Raw genomic sequence first — 16,730 nt, 5'->3', positions numbered from 1 at the left:
TCTGTCTCCTATTCCTGCTCGTCAGTATTATTCTTAGTCTCAGCGTCAAGGGCGGCGCGGGCTTTTTGCCCGGCCTCTATCAACTCATCCGTGATTAAAAGTTTCGCTTCTGAAATCCATGCAAAGGGAATTTGCGCGGTCTCTGTCTCGTTATCTAAATTGATGTCGATGTTCTCGCCGTCAACACCTGCCAAAACGCCGCGAAAGCGCTTGCGCCCCTCAACTAATCTGTCCAGCTCTAGCCGTGCAAGATAGCCTGTATAGGCCTCAAAATCTTCAAGCGCGGTTAGCGGTCGTTCAATCCCGGGGGACGATACTTCTAGGACATAGGCGTCGCGAATGGGGTCTTCGACCTCAAGAGCAGAACTTGCCGCGCGCGACAGGGCTTCACACTCGCCAATCCCCATCAGGCCATCAGACATACGCTCCGCCATAATTTGTAGCGTGCTACGTTTGCCCGACATGACACGAAGGCGCACAATGCGCAGGCCAAGGTCCTTCGCGATAGGGTCGACAATATCAAGGACGCGGGCGTCCAAATCCGTTTTCGTTTTCATACTCATTTTGCCCGTTAGGCATCCGTTTGTGGCCGCCCGTTGGGCCTCCGTTGTAACCGTAATTGGTCCCTATATTGAGGCATTAAAAAAGCGGCCCCGGATGGAGCCGCCGTCTCGCATCCTGTGCGAAAGGCCTTATTTAAAGTCGCTATAGTCCAACTCTTGACCCTTGTCGAGTCGTGATTTCAGTCTTTGGTGCGGCGTTATTAAATCGTGGTGAACGTAAAGAAATGCCCCGTGCGGCCTTCGCGCAGCGCTTTTTCCAGATACCGCGTGGACGGCCAATCATCATGCCGCACCCGCCAGTCCGCTTGGGATTGTGGTGACCAGTCAAATCCGCCGTGGTTTGAGACGCGGGTCAGCGTCCAATCGACATAATGAATAATATCACTCCCAAAACGAAATATGCCGCCGGGTTTTAAAACGCGGTGGATGTTATTGAGAAACGTTGGATTAATGATGCGGCGTTTGTGATGTTTTGGTTTTGGCCATGGGTCGGGGAACAGCACATAGACAGTATCCAGCGCATGACTTGGCAGGACATCAAGGATGTCGCGCGCATCGCCGTGATGCAATATGACGTTATCAAGGGCCTCGCTATCAATTCCTCTTAACGCTTTGGCGATACCGTTTTGAAAGGGCTCTGCCCCAATGAAGGCCGTATCAGGGTTGCGCGCGGCCTGCCATAGCAAGTGTTCCGCGCCGCCAATGCCAATCTCAAAAGCAACTTTGTCAAAGCGGTCCAGACCTGCCAGCGGGTTAGCCAGATCAATTTTAACGGTGGGGTAAAGATCGTCAAACAGGCGCTGTTGCACCCCTGATAAGGGACGGCCTTTGGCACGTCCAAATGTACGAAATTTATCAGGGTCAGAATTTTTCATGCCGCCTCTTATAATAGGCGGCACGATTTGGCCACGGTTTAATCAGCCCGACGTAACGGGCGATACCGAAATGGACGCCTTAGTCTTTGTCTGCTTCGGCCGCGAGAGACCGCGCAAGTTCCAAAATCTGGCGGCGAACCGCTTTGTTTTTAATCTTAGAGACAGCCGTCGCCAATGACACACCATCTGTGCTTCGGATGAAATCATAAACGATAGGGGTCTGGTCGCCTTCGGCAAATTGACCAGCGGGGAGGTCATCTTCATACCCTTTCAGGCCGTCAAAGAAGAAGGATACAGGGACATCCAGCACGCGCGACATTTTCCAAAGGCGGCTAGCGCCAACACGGTTCGCTCCGCGCTCATATTTTTGTACTTGTTGAAAGGTTACACCCAGCATATCGCCAAGTTTTTCTTGTGACATTTTCAAGACTTGTCTTCGCACCCGAATGCGGCTGCCGACATGTGTGTCAACAGGATTGGCAGACCGTGGTCCATGTTTCGTCGTCATTGTTCATCCTCGTTCATCCCGGTATCTCAGGTGCCCCCACCAATCCATGACCGAACTCAATTATAAAATGTATCGCGCCGCAAGCGACTCGATGCTCCACGGGCGTAAAATAGGCAAATTGCCGCACATATCAAGAGAATTAACAGACTAAAGACGGGTCTAAAGGCTGTTTTCGTTAAAGCTTGGTAAAGATTGACGTCAATTACGCCACTATCATCAATTTTTGGTTGAGTTAGGCCCCAGCGGCCATAGGGGTCAATTTGCCCTGATAACCCATTGGCCGCCGCGCGAATGATTGGCAGGCCTTCTTCTATTGCACGGTAACGGGCTTGGTTGGCATGTTGATAGGGCCCAATGGAGCGTCCGTACCAGGCGTCATTGGATTGGTTTAAAATCCATTGCGCGTCGTTGTTTTGTGGTCTTGGCGTCAAGCCTGAGAATATTATCTCGTAACAAATCTGCGGGCTTAGCCTTGGCACGCCTGGAAATGTCGATAGGTCTTTCCCTGGGGCCGGAGTCATAGAGGTTACGGCGGTTGAAAGCGGACCAAAATTTTGGCTCTCTAACCATTTTCCAAAAGGCACAAATTCACCAAAAGGCACTAGCTTGGATTTATCATTAAAGGCGGCGACTGCGGGCACGCCCTCATTAGTAAAGGTAATGGCGACTGAGCTGTTAAAATAATCCTTGATGATTTGGCCGTCTAGGGAGGGATGCGGTCGTGTCTCTTGGCGCAGGCTATTGAGCAGCCAAATAGGCGGGGTTTGGGTTTGCGATAAAAGCGCAGCGCCCATGGCATAGACCAGCGGTTCATTTTCAATGGCGAGGCCTGATACCGCCCCTTCAGGCCAAATGACATGGGTGACATTATCAAGCCCTGGCGCAATGGAATTAGTGAGGTAGCGGTTGACGATGTCGGTGGATTTAACGGGATCAAATTGGTCGGCTTGTGAAAATGGCACTTGGACAATGCGTAAGCGAACATCGGGTACCGTCTGCAAACTAGCCGACGATAGTCGCATAAAGCCGCTGGCAAAGAGCACCGCCAATATCAGACCCGCGTAAAGTGCGCCGCGTCGTAAGCGCGCGATAAGCCCGCCGAGCAAGAAGACAATAAAGGTCAGGCCGTAAATTCCTATCACAGAAGCTGATTGCGACACCGCACCGCCCGCCTCGAAAATATAACCGGGCAGATTCCACGGAAAGCCTGTCAGAATATGCCCCCGCAAAAACTCAAACAGTGTGAAACAAGCGGCAAAAACCATGGGCCGCGCGCCAGAGGGCGGGCTTAGCTTGTAAAGCAATAAGGCTGCCGCACCCCAAAACAGGGATAAAAGGACCGCAAGCCCTAAAATCATCGGGGGCATAATCGCATAAAATTCTGGCCCGCGCGCAATAAACGCCGACCCAATCCAATAGGTGCCGCAGAGAAAATACCCCAGACCAAACCAAAACCCACGACCAAAGGCCCGTCTTTTAGGGGTGTCTGATAAGGCGGGTATAAGACCGATGCGGTAGGACAAAGCGGCCAAGGCGAGCAACATAAACACCCACATATGAAACGGGGCCAGCGATAACACTGATACAGCGCCCAAGGCAAAATCAACGCCCCGTCCACGCCATCCCGTTTGTGCCAAGACCTGCGCAACAAAGGACGTTAGTTTTGACCCCAATGCTGGTGCCGTGCGCGTGCTCATTTCGTTTTTGATGGACTGTTTGGGGGCGTATCGCTGGCGGATGTATCGACTGGTTTTTTTGGCTTTGATTTGGTCTTTGCCTTGCGTTTCGACATTGGTGTCGTTTCAGCAGGCTTGAGCTCAGTCGTGCTCGGTGCCGTTTTGGCAACTGTTTTAGTCTTGGTTACATCCCGCATGCGCAGGCGTTTTATACGGCGCGCATCGGCGTCAATCACTTCAAATTCGATACCGCCCGCATGTTTGATAATCTCACCCCGTTCTGGAATGCGCCCCGCAAGTGTAAAGATAAGACCGCCTAATGTGTCTACTTCATCCTCTTGGTCGACTGTTGCGAAATCACGACCCAAGCGTGCCTCGAAATCATCAATAGATGTGCGGGCATCCGCTTCCCACGATATCGTACCGCTGGGTGTGGTGAACCGTTTAATACCTGACATGACCTCGTCATGTTCATCTTCGATATTGCCGATAATGGCTTCGATTAAATCTTCTAGCGTGACGATACCGTCGGTGCCGCCGTATTCATCGACCACAATCGCCATATGAATGCGCCGCGCTTGCATGCGCTGCATAAGTTCTTGGGCCAGCATAGACGGCGGCACATAAAGCACGGGACGAAGAATACCTGGGGCCACTTTTTTATCCGAATAGGTTTTACCGTTACGGCCCCGCGCATTCAGCATAAGGAACGGCATCACGTCTTTGATGTGGACCATGCCTAGCGGATCATCCAGCGTCTCTTTGTAAACGGGTAGGCGGGAATGACCCGCCGCTTCAAAAGCTTGCGATAATTCATGCAGGCCAATATCACGCTCCACGCTAACGATATCAGCGCGCGGCACCATCAAATCTTCAACACGCAGATGATGAAACAGCTCTGCGGCTGACATCATTTTTTTCTGCCGCTTGGTATTGGCGCTGTCTTCAATCGGGGGGTCAATCGCGTCTGTCTGGCGCAGTAATTTCGCCAGCCAACCGCCCGTTTTTGACCCAGTTGGTTTTGATGCAGTGTTATCCGTCATTATATAAAACTTTTTCCGATTTCGTAGGGGTTGTCAATGCCAAGCGAGGCCAGCGCCTTAATCTCTAGCGCTTCCATAACGCTCGCCTCATTGTCTGTCGCGTGGTCATAGCCGTGAAGATGTAAAAAACCATGAATCAATAAATGAGTGACATGGTCGGTTAATGGCTTACCAGCGGATTGCGCCTCGCTCTGCGTTGTCTTAAGCGCGATGATAATATCGCCCATGACGGGGGCGGGCCCAACGGACGGAAACGACAGGACATTGGTTGGTTTGTCCTTATGGCGGTAATCGCGGTTTAGGGTCTGTATGTCCGCGTCACTGACAAAAGCGATAGAAAGCTCGCCCGCTTTAGGCGTATCAAGCGCAGGCCAAATTGCGCCAAGGGCTTTGTGGACAATGTCGTCAAGGTTTTGAGCGGCGCTGTGCCAATCCTCACAGTTAACCGTGATGTCGATATCAAAGGGTAATGCTGCGGTAGAAGTTTGGGTCATTAGAAGGCGGTGTTTATGCGGCCAGTGGCAGCTTAATCCCGTTTCGCGTCCTTCTCATAAGCATTGACAATTTTCCCAACCAGCGGGTGACGCACAACATCAGAGGCGAGGAAGGTTGTCGTCTTAATGCCTTTGATGCCTTGCAAAATACCCAGTGCATGGGCGAGGCCACTATCGACACCGCGCGGTAAATCCGATTGTCCCGGATCGCCCGTCACGGCATATTTCGCGCGTTCACCCAGGCGGGTTAAAATCATCTTCATTTGCGGGATAGTCGCGTTTTGCGCCTCGTCAATTACGACAAAGGCATCGGACAATGTCCGCCCGCGCATAAACGCCACAGGCACGACTTCGATCTCGCCTGATGCGCGGCGGCGTTCGACGTCTTCGCGGCCCAAAACGAAATTCAGTGCGTCCCAAATGGGTTGCATATAGGGGTCAACTTTTTCGTTAAAATCACCCGGCAAAAACCCTAGCCGTTCGCCCGCATCCACAGCAGGACGACAGGCAATAAAGCGCGCCACTTCGCCCCGCGCCAATAATGATGCCCCATATGCGGTGGCGAGGAACGTCTTGCCCGTACCCGCAGGGCCGACGCCAAAATTAATCGTATTTTCTTGCAGCGCTTGGATAAAGCCTTCTTGGCGGGGGGTTTTGGGCACAATAGGCGCGCGGCGCGGAAAGGGGATGATCGCGTCGGCCTTGGCGGCTTTCACCTTGCCGTCACCAATGGCGCGGATTAACGCGCGAATATCAGACGCCCCGCATGGCCAACCGCGTTCCAGCCGCGAATAAATCTCGCGCACCAGCTCGGTCGCGCGCGCGCGGCTCGGCCCGTCGCCATTGATATGAATGGCACTGCCGGGGGCCTCGACATAAACGTCAAAAGCATCCTCAATCAGCGCCAAATTCGCATGGTTCGCCCCACACAGCTTTCGCACCAAATCAGGGCTATCAAATTGCAATATATCAGTTTGGTTGGACATAGGTGTTATTTAGGGACTTTAAGAGCAGATTGCGAGCGCGAATCTTGCTAAAAGTGAGTCATTGAAAACCGTATCAAATGATACTATATTTGATGCATGAGAACAACTGTGACATTGGATGAAAAACGCTTGAAACGTGCGGTGGCTTTGACGGGCATAGAAAGCCGCACTGAGCTTTTGAACGCTGCGCTCGATTCGCTTATTGCGCGCGAGGCGTCAAAGCGTCTTGCGATGCTGGGCGGGACAGAGCCAAAAGTCAGCGCGCCGCCGCGTCGTCGTCCTGCATAATCCAAGGGCGACCGCGTGATTTTGGCCGACACCTCTATTTGGATTGACCACTTACGTAAATCCGACCCTGTGTTTTCAAATCAGCTAACCGCTGGTGATATAGTGATGCATCCGTTCATCATGGGCGAAATTCTGCTGGGCTCGCTTTCAAATCACACTGTCATTGAAACAGCCCTAAGCGAAATGCCGCAAGCCTTAAAGGCCAGTGATAAAGAGGTCATGTTTTACATCAACAGCGCGAAAATACATGGTCGTGGGATAGGATGGGTCGATACCCATCTATTGGTCTCTGCAAAGTTAAGCGGCGCACGCTTGGTCACGCGGGATAAACGGCTAGCGGATGTGGCACGCGAATTGGGGTTCGACTAAACCAACTCCCCCGTCAATGAATTCCGTCCGGCGCTCGTAATTTTTACCGGCACGATTTGCCCCACCAGGCTCTCTGGCCCGTCAAAGTGGGTGCCTTGGAGATAGGGGCTGCGGCCAAACAATTGCCCGTTTTCGCGGCCGCCGTTTTCGACGAGCACATCAAGCGTGCGCCCGATAAGGCTTTGGTTGAAATCCCATTGTTGTTGATAAAGCAAGTCTTGCAGGCGCTTTAGGCGCTCTGATTTGACGTCCTCTGGCACTTGGCGCGGCAGGCTTGCGCCGGGGGTGCCGGGGCGGACGGAATATTTAAAGCTGAACGAACTGCCATAGCCGATTTCTTCGACGCATTTTATCGTTGCCTCAAAATCTGCGTCTGTTTCACCCGGGAAACCGACGATGAAATCCCCAGACAGGGCGATGTCAGGACGGGCGGCGCGGATTTTCGCAATCAACTGTTTGTAATGCGCATATGTATGGTCGCGGTTCATCGCCTTTAGGACAGAATCAGACCCCGCTTGAATGGGCAAATGCAGATAGGGCATCAACTTGGGTTCCGCGCCCAGCGTCGCAATTAATTCGTCATCCATGTCGCGCGGATGGGATGTGGTGAAGCGGATGCGGTCAATTCCGCCGATTAGCGCCACGTGACGGATAAGCTCGCCGAGCCCCCATTCTTTTCCGTCTGGGCCTGATGTTGAATAGGCATTGACGTTCTGCCCAATCAGCGTGACTTCGCGCACGCCTTGGGCGGCCAGACCGCGAATTTCAGCAATGATATGATCCACAGGGCGAGACACTTCCGCGCCGCGCGTATAGGGCACCACACAGAATGTACAAAATTTATCGCACCCCTCTTGGATGGTGACAAAGGTCGAAAAGCCTTTGACCGCGCGGGTCTCGGGCAGTTGGTCAAATTTCTCTAGCGTATCAAATTCAGTCTCTAAGACGTCGCCTGTGCCGCGCGCGACTTTGGCAATCATCTCGGGCAATTTGTGATAGCTTTGCGGGCCGAGCACCATATCGACGACAGGGGCGCGGCGCATGATTTCTTCGCCTTCTGCTTGGGCGACACAGCCCGCCACGGCGACTGTCATATCGGGTTTAGATTTGTTCTTATGCTGGCGAATACGGCCCAGCTCTGAATAGACTTTCTCAGCCGCCTTTTCGCGAATGTGACAGGTATTGAGGATAACCAGATCTGCGTCCTCGTGACTGTCCACCGGGGCGTAACCAATAGGCGAGAGCACATCGGCCATGCGTTCACTGTCATAGACGTTCATCTGACAGCCATAGGTCTTGATGAAGACTTTCTTAGCGTTGGGGAGTGCAGGAGCCTTGGGCTTGGCCACCACAGGCGTGTCAATGTCACGCGGCTTGGAAGGGGTTGCTGTGCGCGCTGCGGTTGCAGATGGCTGGCGAATATCCAACACATAAGACTTTTTACCAGTAGAGTTTTTGGAGGCGGATGTCGCGGCATTGCTCGCAGCTTGTGGGCTCACGGGGTCAATGTCACGGGACGCGTTTTTGCCGCGCGGTGACTGGGGGGACATGGGATGCTCCGAAGTTAGTTTGTGCGCGGGGCTATAGCGGAGGTGTTTTTGTTTAACAAGTATGCTGTTATACTCGTAAAAAGTGTAGGATTCGAAATTTTATGTATGGTCGTAAAAAATATACAGTTTTTATCGATGAAAGTGGCGATTCAGGAATCGAGAAAATTCGCTCATTGAACTCTCAAGGCGCATCGCCCTATCTAACATTAGGGGCTATTTTAATGGTAACAAGTGATTTCGAGCAGCACCGCAATACACTGGCTATCATTAGAACCCAAATAAACAAAAATGACCTTCATTGTGCCAAGTTAAGACACTTTCAGAAAGTCCTCTATGCTAAGGAAGTTGCAAAACTGAACAGAATTCTGTGCTTTGGAGTAATTTCAAACAAATCCACCCTAAAAGGATATTCAAAGCAAATCGAATTTGACAGCACGAAGTTTTACAACAAATGCTGTTTGTATTTATTTGAAATGATTGGCCGCTTTCTGCGGGATACTGGAATATCTATGACAGATATTGATTTTGTTATGGAGGAAGGGAATTTCGAATATCAGGCGCTAAGAAACTATTTGCGTAACTGCAGAGATAATCCAATCTATGAACATTCAAAAATGTTAGGGTATTTAGATCCAGAAAATATTGTATCAGTTCCAAAGTCTAAGGAGGAACTACTCTGTTACGCGGATTTGGTTGCTCATTCTTTATATAAAGCCGTCGATAGACCTGCTTCGACGTATGGCATAAGTGAAACACGTTACTTGAAGGAAATCAGCGCAAAATTTTTAAAATCTAAGGCTGACAAGAAAATCGTTGGATCTGGTATCAAGGCAATCCATAATCTGCGAAATTTAAAATTGGAAACTAATACAGAAGCTTTTTTCAAAAATTTGACTGGATAGTCCTACTTAATCTTCCGCCCGTATAACTCCAGCCTGTGATCCACCAGCTCATAGCCTAAGCGCTTTGCGATTTTTTCTTGGAGGGCTTCGATCTCTTCGTCCATGAACTCTATGACGTCGCCGGTTTGCACGTCGATTAAGTGGTCATGGTGGTCATCATCGGCAGTCTCGTAACGGGCGCGGCCATCGCGAAAATCATGCGTCTCAATGATGCCAGCGTCAGAGAATAGCCGTACCGTGCGGTAGACGGTCGCGAGGCTGATTTTCGGGTCAATGGCAGACGCGCGAGCATAAAGCTCTTCGGCATCGGGATGGTCATCGGCATCTGATAACACCTGCGCAATGACGCGGCGTTGATCCGTCATCCGAAGGTTATGTTCACCGCATTTACGTTCAATCCAATTTGGCATGCTCTCTTACTACCCGCTGTGGGTGGGTTCGTCTAGTAAAACTGTGGCGTGCGGCCTAGCTTAAATCTTTGCGGTACGTCCGCGCGGCAACGCGTCCATGCGCGCGTTTGTAATAGGCTGGCCGTGTGCCAATAGCGCTATAACCCAGTGATTTATACAGTGCCGTCGCGGCAGTATTATCAATCGCAACTTCGAGGAATATCACCCTGACGCCTGCGTCTTTGGCTGCCTGATGCAGCGCCGATAAGATATGCGCGCCTAGCTTTTCGCCGCGCCGCGCAGGGGAGATGGCAATTGTGATAATATCGGCTTGATCGGCGGCCACCGATAACACGGCAAAACCGATAAGTGAACTGTCCTCAAACAGGCCGATACAAAGGTCACGCTCTATGTGGTCGTGCAATTGCGCAGCTGTCCATGCGGTTTCAAAACTGGATTGATGGATAGCGCTAGCGGCTGGCGCGTCAGCGGCTGTGAGCGCGCGGGTCTTTATCACGGGTCAATTCCGCCGGGGAGTTTCGCGTCAGGCGCGCGTGAATATAACGATACGGGCGGATGGGTTGCGGGCGACAGATCTATCGCCAACCACGCCAGGATGCGTGTGTCCACTGTGTCGGCGTCATAAACCGCGGCTTGGAGGGTGTCCGCCTCTTCATCGGCTTCCGTTAGCGTCATGGCGCGCGGCGGGGAGAGGGGGCGTCCGTGGCTAAAGCTTGCGTAAAAAACCTGCCCGCGCCGAATGTCGCGCATAACCCCAACAAGCGCGTCACCCGTCGTAAATTCTATTTCGCGAGCTTTGACTGATAGCGCATCAAGACCAATCACGGGCAAGCGGCGCGGCAAAGCAAAGCCCCGCGCAAAGGCAAGCGCCACGCGCTGGCCTGTAAAACTACCCGGACCCGTACAAACGGAGAGGCGGTCAATATCCGCGGCGGTGAGCTGCGCAAGAGCCAAGGCCTCTGCCACCATAGGGGCGAGGCGTTCGGCGTGACCACGGCCCATAGGCTCTGATATATGGGCCAGAACACGGTGGTCATCGACAATGGCGCAAGCGCAATGGCTGCCCGTCGTATCAAGGCCTAAAACGATCATGATTTAAAAACAGGCACCGCTTAAAACGCTTGTTCGACCCGTGTCACTTCGGGGACGTAGTGTTTCAGTAGGTTTTCAATTCCAGACTTCAGGGTCATGGTCGAACTGGGGCAACCGGCGCACGCGCCGCGCATTTCCAAATAGACCGTGCCGTCATCTTCTTCAAAATGTTTAAAGACGATATCACCGCCGTCTGCGGCGACGGCTGGACGTACGCGTAGCTCAATAAGCTCTTTTATCTGCTCGACAATTTCTAGCGTGATGCCTTCATATTCATGCTCGTCTTCCATGGGGGCTTGAAGCTGATCGGTTAGCGGCACGCCGCCCGCGACGTAAAAATCCATAATCGCGCCAAGGACGGCGGGCTTTAAATGTTTCCACTGCGCGTCATCACCGCGTGTCACGGATATGAAATCAGATCCAAAAAACACACGCACAACATCGGGTATCATGAACAACATTTCAGCCAGAGGCGCGCCAGACACATCGCCGCCGCGTTCAATATTGACGGGCGGTTTGCCTTCGCCGACAACCTCTTGGCCGGGCAAAAACTTTAACGTGGCCGGATTGGGTGTGTCTTCGGTTTGAATAAACATAGGAGCCTCTTTTTCTATATGCTGCATATGGCGGTTACGACTTTGTTACGCAAGAGGCCCCGCATAAGACGTCATACAGAGCAGGCGAGGGGGCGCTGCAACGGCGCGCCGCGCAGCATTGACCGCAGGGGTTGCGCCCGTCATGATAGCGATATGTGGACGAGGCCTATCATAACAACCGCTTTGTTGAGTATGACCCTACCGGGCTGCGCCAGTGTCTCGACACAATTGCCAGACATCACACTGCCGCAATTAAAATCAGAACAGATTGTGCAAGAGGCCTCTGCCTTTGCTGAATTGTCGCGCCTTAAGGCTGATTTGGACCGTGTGGCCTTTCCTGTGCTGCGCGCCAATACGGCGCTTTGCCCTAAAACAAAATATGATATTGGCCTTCAAACCCATTCGCTAAAGTCTTACTCCAAAGCGCTGCGTCCTGCGGCGGCGCGCGAAATTGCGGCGGCCAGCACGCCTTCTATTGTCTATGTGCGCCCAGGCTCGGGCGCGGATAAGGCGGGTGTCAAAGCGGGCGATGAAATCCTAAATGAGGATAATAAGGCTGTGAGTGCTACGGCGAAATCCTTGCAAGCGATGTTTAAAGACGGCACGCGTAAAATCCGTATAAGGCGCGGCGCAGATGTGCGTGATGTGGATGTAGAGCCGACAGAGGTTTGCGGTTATCCCGTGCGCCTGTCGATGAGCGGTACTGTGAATGCCTATGCTAATGGGCGTTCTATTCGGATTACGCAGGGCATGATGAAATTTGTCAAATCAGATGCGGAACTGGCGATGGTTGTGGGTCACGAACTAGCCCATAATACAATGGGTCATATTCCCAAGGTCGTAAAAAATGTTATCCTAACAGGCTTTGCCACGCGCTACACACGACCGTTCGAGCTAGAATCTGATTATGTCGGTCTTTATTATACGGCCCGTGCGAGCTATAGCTTGGATAATGTCGAGGATATGTGGCGGCGTATGGCTTTGATTAATCCGCGCGCTGTGGCGCGGGCGAAAACCCATCCGACATCGCCTGACCGTTACCTTCGCATTGCACTGGCGCGCGAAGAAATTTTGAAAAAACGGGCAGCGGGCGAACCGCTTGTGCCCAATTTTATCAAAGACAATAAGGCGCCAGACACATGATGATGCGAGGCCTGATATGTACGGCGGCCTTGGCGCTGCTGGGATGCGATGTTGGCGTTGATGCGAATGCGGGTGACGCGCCGAGCGATAGCCCGACAATAGCCTTGGAGACGCCCATATATACGGCTCCTGATGCTCGCCCTGATAATACGCAGTTCATTGATGTGCTAGAGCAATACCAAGCGCTTAACGCACGGCTTGACAGTGTAGCGGTGCGCTTGCAACGCGCTAATGCCGCGCTCTGTCCTGTCACTGTGCGGGATGTGGGTTATACTGTGCATAGCGTCGGGGACTATCCGCAAAACCTGCGCGAGGTCGCACGGTCGCTATTAAATGTCAGCGAAGCGCTGTCCATTCGTACGGTGCGCAAAGGCAGCACCGCAGATACGGCGGGACTAAAGCCTGGTGACCGTTTGGTCGGGATTAACGGCCAAAGGCTGGCGGCCGGCATGACACAAAAACTGTTCTATGAGCGGGCTGCGCGGCGTGCCTTTGATGAAAAAACGGCGAGCGTGACCACAGCGCGCGGGGAAGAGTTGAGAACGAAAACACTGCGGCCCGAAACACTCTGTGGCTATCCAGTCAATGTATTTTTTAATGAAGGCATTAACGGTCACACAGACGGTGAGGCGGTTTGGGTCACCTCAGAATTGATGCGCACGGTCGCTGACGACGTAAATCTGTCCCTGATCGTGGCACATGAAATGGCGCATGCCATTGCAGGACATATGGCGCAGGAGCCCGATAAATCGCTAGAGCTTTTGGCGGACCGCATGGCGCTGGTTATGATGGCCCGGGCGGGGCTCGATATTGACCGCGCTGTGGCCTATTGGGATGATGCTGTGCATCCGCATGCTGACTTGCAAGAACGGTCCTTTACCCATCCGTCTATTGCGGAGCGGCGAGATAATTTAACGGATATGGCGGTGCGCATAAAAAAGGCCCAAGCGGATGGCTTGGACCTTGATTTTTCATTAAGTGACTAGGGTGTTTTAGTGACCTGAATGGTCGTCTTTCTTTTTGCCATCATCCATTTTCGAGTGGTCCATTTGCGAATGATCCATCTCTTCGCCTCGACCATCAATAGGCACAATCATGGTGACCTCTGTGCCGTCGGCATAGGTTAGAGTGACAGGCGCGTCCACGGCGTCATCGGCCAAGGTGGTGTTAAACATCATCAAGTGATATCCGCCCGGCTCTAAAACGACTGTTTGCCCTGACGGAATATCAATGCCGTCAATACGGCGCATTTTCATGACGCCGTCTTCTTTCAGGTGGGTGTGGATTTCGACCGTCTCGCTTATCGGGCTACTGGCCGCGATCAGGCGCGCGTCATCGCCTTTGTTTTGTAGCGTCATAAAGCCCGCCGATGTCGTGCGGCCCGTAAAGGGCGGGTTAATTACTGCACCAGAGACTTCAACCGCGTGACCCGATTGCGTGACCGCCACCTCAGTTGATTTTGGGGCGTCAGATTTATAGCCGTCCATCACGGACGGATCGGCACCACACGCCATAAGGCTGACGGCGGCCGTCGCGAGTAAAATTTTAAATGTCGTTTTCATATTAGGCTCCTGAAAAACCAATGACGCGGCGAACGTCGCGCATGATGGGCTCACTTATCGCATTGGCCCGGTCCGCGCCAGAGGCAAGGATACGGTCAAGCTCTTCGGGGTCTGAGAGATAACGTCGCATCAACTCTGTGATAGGACGCAGCTTCTCAACGGCCAAATCCGCGAGTGCAGGTTTAAACGCGCCAAAGCCTTGGCCCGCATATTGGGCTAGCACTTGCGCGTCTGTTTGCTCTGACAGGGCCGCGTAAATCCCGACAAGGTTTTGCACCTCTGGGCGGTCTTCTAGTTCTTTTTCTGTCTCTGGAATAACGCCTGCGTCGGATTTAGCCTTTTTGATTTTCTTCGCAATCATATCGGCATCATCGGTCAGATTAATGCGGGAATTGTCCGATGGATCAGATTTTGACATCTTCTTTAGGCCATCGCGAAGGGACATAACCTTGGCCCCAGGGCCTTTAATCAGCGGCTCCGGCAGTGGGAAAAATCCAGGCGCGTTATAGTCATTATTAAATTTTTGCGCGATATCACGCGACAGCTCTAAATGCTGTTTTTGGTCTTCGCCCACGGGAACATGGGTCGCTTTAAACGCCAGAATATCCGCCGCTTGCAGCACAGGATAATCATAGAGCCCAACGGACATGGCTTCTGAATTTTTACCCGCTTTGTCTTTAAACTGTGTCATGCGTGATAACCACCCAATGCGGGCGACACAGTTAAAATACCAAGCCAGTTCTGTATGGGCCAAGACTCGGGATTGATTATAGACAATCGCTGTTTTCGGATCGACACCACTGGCCAGATAGGCGGCGGTGATTTCATGTGTTTGCGCGCGCAATTTGGCTGGGTCTTGCGGCACAGTAATAGCGTGTAAATCGACAATACAATATAGACATTCATAGTCATGTTGCAGCGCAACAAATTTCTTGAGCGCGCCGAGATAATTTCCCAAATGCAGCGCGCCTGAGGGCTGCACACCAGAGAAAACACGGTCTGGCCCAGTGTAGGATGCGGGGGGTGTATCGGTCATGGCGTGTCCTTTGGTCTTTGCGCGCGTTTTAACAGCCCCGGCCTTTTGCGCAAGCCCGCTTAAGGTTTTGATTTAGAAAAGGCGGCGCGTATCTCTCTTGGGCTGAAAACGCGTAACGCTAAGGAGAGGGCCAAATAAACGGCCCCACCCAGCGCGCAAACCACAATCATGACGGTGTAATCCCAAAGCATATGTCCGTTCATATAGGGCTCTGATAAGGCGGCCAAATAATAGACCGCGGCCCCCATGAGGGCAGAGGCTATAACCATTTTAGGCAGGGATTTTTTCAACGCGCTATCCAGCGTGAAATGCCCACGTTTTCTTTGCGTGACGGCCAGACAGGCTACATTGCCCCATGCCGCCAATGTGGTCGCCAGCGCTAGCCCATAAAAGCCGATGGTGAAAAACAAGAGGAACCCAAGGCCCGCATTCACCACGGCAGACGCACTGGCAAATATCATCGGCGTGCGTGTATCCTCGCGCGCAAAAAAAGTGGGGGTCAGGACTTTAATCAGCACAAAGGCTGGTAAGCCCAGCGCAAACATTTTAAGCGCCTTGGCCGTCTGGATACTATCAGATTCAAGAAACCGCCCCCGTTCAAATAATGTGCTAATCAAGTAATCAGGAATAAGGAACAGCGCGAAAGCCGCGGGCAGGGTCAGGAAGGCCGCAATTTCTGTCGCACGGTTTAACGTGCTCATCGCCTCTTCATGTCGCTCGGCACGTAAAGACCGCGATAATGTCGGTAGCAGCGCAATGCCCATGGCAATGCCAATCATGCCAAGTGGTAATTGATACAAGCGGTCGGAATAATAAAGCCAGCTCGGCGCGCCGGGCTTTAGTGTCGCAATATTATGCGTGACCAGCAGGTTAATCTGCGTGATGCCCGCTGCAATTAATCCCGGTACGCCTAGGGTAAACAACCGCTTGACACCTGGCGTAATGCGCGGGCGTTTTAGCGGCAGGCGAATGGCGGCGCGGCGCAAACCATAGATTAATATCCCGATTTGCAATACACCAGAGACAGTCATACCCACAGCCAGCCAAAAGGCGAGACGTTCTGGCGGCAGATCCATTTGCACTTGCGCTATTAAAAACCCAATCCAAACGACATTCAAAAACACGGGCGCAAAGGCGGCAATGGCGAAATGGTTCTTGGAATTTAACATGCCAGAGAACAACGCGCCCAGTGACATGAAAATAAGATATGGCATAGTGATGCGCGCATAGAGCACTGCTAAATCATAAGGTATGACGCCCTCTGGCCCGGTCGCGACTTTACCCAAACCACCGCCAATCAGGTTCAGGCTAATTGGCATGGTCAGTTGAAAGGCAATTACAATAATCGCGACAAGAAAGAATAGTGCGGCGAAGGCTTCGCCCGCAAAATTATTGGCGGCCTCTTCGCCTTCCCCCTCCAGCCGTCTGGCATAAAGGGGCACAAAGGCTGCGTTAAACGCCCCTTCGGCAAACATGCGGCGGAATAAATTGGGCAGCTTTGTCGCGGTAATCAGCGCGTCATTAATAACGCCCGCGCCCAAATAACGCGCCAGCAGAATATCGCGCACCAAGCCCAAGACACGCGACAATAATGTCATCAGGCCAACAACGGCGGATGAGCGAAGCAATTTCACAGC

General features: G+C 52.4%; 20 protein-coding genes. 5 read left to right on the top strand and 15 right to left on the bottom strand.

From position 1 onward, the window contains the following. Positions 1 to 8 precede the first annotated feature (8 nt). The 7 genes from rimP to AB6B37_RS13375 all read right to left on the bottom strand — a co-directional run bounded on the left by rimP (position 9) and on the right by AB6B37_RS13375 (position 6,145). A complete protein-coding gene (gene rimP, locus AB6B37_RS13405; protein WP_371396328.1) occupies positions 9 to 563 on the bottom strand; it encodes a ribosome maturation factor RimP in 555 nt (184 codons plus the stop codon). 200 nt (positions 564 to 763) lie between these two features. Continuing rightward, the gene (gene trmB, locus AB6B37_RS13400) at positions 764 to 1,438 is read right to left on the bottom strand and encodes a tRNA (guanosine(46)-N7)-methyltransferase TrmB (RefSeq protein WP_371396327.1); all 675 of its coding nucleotides are present in this window, start codon (positions 1,436 to 1,438) and stop codon (positions 764 to 766) included. A gap of 79 nt (positions 1,439 to 1,517) precedes the next feature. Next, a complete protein-coding gene (locus AB6B37_RS13395) occupies positions 1,518 to 1,946 on the bottom strand; it encodes a helix-turn-helix domain-containing protein (protein WP_371396326.1) in 429 nt (142 codons plus the stop codon). Between the two features lie 56 nt (positions 1,947 to 2,002). Next, entirely contained in the window at positions 2,003 to 3,643 is a 1,641-nt protein-coding gene (gene lnt / locus AB6B37_RS13390) for an apolipoprotein N-acyltransferase (RefSeq protein ID WP_371396325.1), read from the bottom strand. Then, positions 3,640 to 4,665 carry a hemolysin family protein gene (locus AB6B37_RS13385; protein WP_371396324.1) on the bottom strand — a complete coding sequence of 342 codons (1,026 nt, stop codon included), beginning with the start codon at positions 4,663 to 4,665 and terminating at the stop codon, positions 3,640 to 3,642. The genes lnt and AB6B37_RS13385 overlap by 4 nt, the downstream gene beginning before the upstream one ends. Then, positions 4,665 to 5,159 carry an rRNA maturation RNase YbeY gene (ybeY, locus tag AB6B37_RS13380; protein WP_371396323.1) on the bottom strand — a complete coding sequence of 165 codons (495 nt, stop codon included), beginning with the start codon at positions 5,157 to 5,159 and terminating at the stop codon, positions 4,665 to 4,667. The genes AB6B37_RS13385 and ybeY overlap by 1 nt, the downstream gene beginning before the upstream one ends. A gap of 32 nt (positions 5,160 to 5,191) precedes the next feature. Then, positions 5,192 to 6,145: a PhoH family protein gene (locus AB6B37_RS13375; RefSeq protein ID WP_371396322.1), complete on the bottom strand. Its 954-nt coding sequence runs from the start codon at positions 6,143 to 6,145 to the stop codon at positions 5,192 to 5,194. Positions 6,146 to 6,241: 96 nt separating this feature from the next. Here AB6B37_RS13375 and AB6B37_RS13370 point away from each other — a divergent pair, with 96 nt between their 5' ends. After that, on the top strand, positions 6,242 to 6,433 hold the full coding sequence (locus AB6B37_RS13370; RefSeq protein ID WP_371396321.1) for a type II toxin-antitoxin system VapB family antitoxin: 192 nt from the start codon (positions 6,242 to 6,244) through the stop codon (positions 6,431 to 6,433). Positions 6,434 to 6,448: 15 nt separating this feature from the next. Then, entirely contained in the window at positions 6,449 to 6,802 is a 354-nt protein-coding gene (locus AB6B37_RS13365; RefSeq protein ID WP_371396320.1) for a type II toxin-antitoxin system VapC family toxin, read from the top strand. Here AB6B37_RS13365 and miaB read toward each other — a convergent pair. After that, on the bottom strand, positions 6,799 to 8,352 hold the full coding sequence (gene miaB / locus AB6B37_RS13360) for a tRNA (N6-isopentenyl adenosine(37)-C2)-methylthiotransferase MiaB (protein WP_371396319.1): 1,554 nt from the start codon (positions 8,350 to 8,352) through the stop codon (positions 6,799 to 6,801). The genes AB6B37_RS13365 and miaB overlap by 4 nt on opposite strands. Positions 8,353 to 8,453: 101 nt before the next feature. On the opposite strand from miaB, the gene AB6B37_RS13355 reads away from it, so the two are divergent. After that, positions 8,454 to 9,254: a DUF3800 domain-containing protein gene (locus AB6B37_RS13355; RefSeq protein WP_371396318.1), complete on the top strand. Its 801-nt coding sequence runs from the start codon at positions 8,454 to 8,456 to the stop codon at positions 9,252 to 9,254. Between the two features lie 2 nt (positions 9,255 to 9,256). On the opposite strand, the gene AB6B37_RS13350 is transcribed toward AB6B37_RS13355, so the two are convergent. Genes AB6B37_RS13350 through AB6B37_RS13335 form a run of 4 tightly spaced genes read right to left on the bottom strand, consistent with a single transcriptional unit; the run spans position 9,257 to position 11,352 of the window. After that, the gene (locus tag AB6B37_RS13350; RefSeq protein WP_371396317.1) at positions 9,257 to 9,664 is read right to left on the bottom strand and encodes a Fur family transcriptional regulator; all 408 of its coding nucleotides are present in this window, start codon (positions 9,662 to 9,664) and stop codon (positions 9,257 to 9,259) included. 55 nt (positions 9,665 to 9,719) lie between these two features. Further along, positions 9,720 to 10,160, bottom strand: a complete 441-nt coding sequence (rimI, locus tag AB6B37_RS13345; RefSeq protein ID WP_371396316.1) for a ribosomal protein S18-alanine N-acetyltransferase — start codon at positions 10,158 to 10,160, stop codon at positions 9,720 to 9,722. Continuing rightward, positions 10,157 to 10,756: a tRNA (adenosine(37)-N6)-threonylcarbamoyltransferase complex dimerization subunit type 1 TsaB gene (tsaB, locus tag AB6B37_RS13340; RefSeq protein WP_371396315.1), complete on the bottom strand. Its 600-nt coding sequence runs from the start codon at positions 10,754 to 10,756 to the stop codon at positions 10,157 to 10,159. Before tsaB ends, rimI begins: the two co-directional genes overlap by 4 nt. Positions 10,757 to 10,776: 20 nt before the next feature. Continuing rightward, positions 10,777 to 11,352, bottom strand: a complete 576-nt coding sequence (locus AB6B37_RS13335) for a NifU family protein (protein WP_371396314.1) — start codon at positions 11,350 to 11,352, stop codon at positions 10,777 to 10,779. Positions 11,353 to 11,505: 153 nt separating this feature from the next. On the opposite strand from AB6B37_RS13335, the gene AB6B37_RS13330 reads away from it, so the two are divergent. Together AB6B37_RS13330 and AB6B37_RS13325 are read left to right on the top strand one after the other, a co-directional pair. Further along, positions 11,506 to 12,495: a M48 family metalloprotease gene (locus AB6B37_RS13330; protein WP_371396313.1), complete on the top strand. Its 990-nt coding sequence runs from the start codon at positions 11,506 to 11,508 to the stop codon at positions 12,493 to 12,495. Beyond that, on the top strand, positions 12,492 to 13,481 hold the full coding sequence (locus AB6B37_RS13325; protein WP_371396312.1) for a M48 family metalloprotease: 990 nt from the start codon (positions 12,492 to 12,494) through the stop codon (positions 13,479 to 13,481). The genes AB6B37_RS13330 and AB6B37_RS13325 overlap by 4 nt, the downstream gene beginning before the upstream one ends. A gap of 6 nt (positions 13,482 to 13,487) precedes the next feature. On the opposite strand, the gene AB6B37_RS13320 is transcribed toward AB6B37_RS13325, so the two are convergent. Genes AB6B37_RS13320 through murJ form a run of 3 tightly spaced genes read right to left on the bottom strand, consistent with a single transcriptional unit; the run spans position 13,488 to position 16,727 of the window. Beyond that, entirely contained in the window at positions 13,488 to 14,057 is a 570-nt protein-coding gene (locus AB6B37_RS13320; protein ID WP_371396311.1) for a copper chaperone PCu(A)C, read from the bottom strand. A 1-nt stretch (position 14,058) separates the two neighbouring features. Continuing rightward, a complete protein-coding gene (trpS, locus tag AB6B37_RS13315; protein WP_371396310.1) occupies positions 14,059 to 15,093 on the bottom strand; it encodes a tryptophan--tRNA ligase in 1,035 nt (344 codons plus the stop codon). A gap of 59 nt (positions 15,094 to 15,152) precedes the next feature. Then, a complete protein-coding gene (gene murJ / locus AB6B37_RS13310) occupies positions 15,153 to 16,727 on the bottom strand; it encodes a murein biosynthesis integral membrane protein MurJ (RefSeq protein ID WP_371396308.1) in 1,575 nt (524 codons plus the stop codon). Positions 16,728 to 16,730: the final 3 nt, after the last annotated feature.

This window comes from Fretibacter rubidus, assembly GCF_041429785.1.
GTDB lineage: Bacteria > Pseudomonadota > Alphaproteobacteria > Caulobacterales > Maricaulaceae > Fretibacter > Fretibacter rubidus.
This window is presented reverse-complemented; position numbering and strand designations above follow the sequence as displayed.